This is a genomic window from Alcanivorax sp. HI0083 (genome assembly GCF_001635175.1).
This window is the reverse complement of sequence record NZ_LWFX01001746.1, coordinates 1-1,377: the sequence shown is the minus strand read 5'-3', so window position 1 is coordinate 1,377 and position 1,377 is coordinate 1. Positions and strand designations below refer to the sequence as shown.

The 1,377-nt window shown below is 61.9% G+C and carries 1 protein-coding gene; it reads left to right on the top strand.

What is annotated here, in order from left to right:
* Positions 1-1,202: TolC family outer membrane protein (locus A3754_RS25405; RefSeq protein WP_063521691.1), on the top strand; the 1,202-nt coding region annotated here is incomplete at its 5' end.
* Positions 1,203-1,377 lie beyond the last annotated feature (175 nt).

The window sequence follows — 1,377 nt, the reverse complement described above, 5'->3', positions numbered from 1 at the left end:
CCTACGAATCGACGGGTGACCTGGAGATAGACGGTAGATCTCGTTCCACCTCGGTGACGCTAACGCAACCGCTGTTCCGCCTGGATGCCTTCTACGGCTACAAGGAAGCCAAGTCGCTGACCTCCGTAGCCCAGGCCGAGTTCTACCAGTCCCGCCAGGATTTCGTGCTGCGCGTGGCGCAGGGCTACTTCGGCGTGCTGCGCGCCTGGGACACCCTGGTGTCCGCCCAGGCCGAGGAGAAGGCGATCAGCCGGCAGCTGGAACAATCCCAGGAACGTTTCGACGTGGGCCTGGTGGCCAGCACCGATGTGGAAGAAGCGCGCGCCGCCTACGACCTGGCCCGGGTGAACCTGATCGTCGCCGAGCAGGAATTCGATATCGCCCGCGACCAGTTAGAAACACTCACTGGTCGTAAATGGGAGACGCTGGCGGAGTTGCGCGACAATCTGCCGATGGAGGGGCCGCAACCGTCAAAAATGAATGCCTGGATCGATAAGGCCGCGTACCAGAATCCGCAGATTCTCGCCGCCCGCTACAGCGCCAAAGCAGCGGGTTTTACGGCCGACCGACAACTGGGGGCCATGCTTCCAAAGGTTCAATTGTTCGCTGAGTATCAGCACAACCACAATACCGATCCAAGCGTCTCGGGAGGCGATCCCGGCAATCAACTCACGCAATTCTACTCGACGCAACCGGACACTAATTCAAAGACTATCGGCATTGAAGTAACCGTGCCGCTGTTCCGCGGTGGCGGCCTCAACAGCCAGCGCAAGCAGGCGGCCCTGCTCGCCGACGCCGCCGGCCAGCGGTACCAGCAGACGATTCGCGACATCAGCCAGCAGGCGCGCACGTTCTACCGCACCGTGGAAGCCGACGCCCTGCGCGTGGAAGCCCGCCGCCAGGCGATCCGCTCCACCCGTTCCGCCCTGGAAGCCACCCAGTCCGGCTACGAAGTGGGCACCCGTAACGTGGTCGACGTGCTCAACGCCCAACAGGCGCTGTACGCCGCCGAGCGCGACTATGCCAACGCCCGTTACGACTACATCATCAACTCCCTGACCCTGAAATCCACCACCGGCGACCTGCAGCAGGGCGACCTGGCGGCCATCAACCAGTGGTTGTCGGACACGGAAACTCTGAACATCTACCAGCCGGACCTGGAAGGCCGCAGCGACGCGCTGGTGCCGGATACACGTTATTGAAAGGCAATGTAGGAGCCATGCTTGCATGGCGAACCGAGCCCTAGCGAGGAAAAGGCGTTGCAGGATCCTCCGGAATCTCACCTGAGGAATCGGATACGCCTTCTCGCCCTGTGGTGCTTGTGCTTCGTTTCGTGAGGTTCGCCATGCGAGCATGGCTCCTACAACAGCCCCTGCT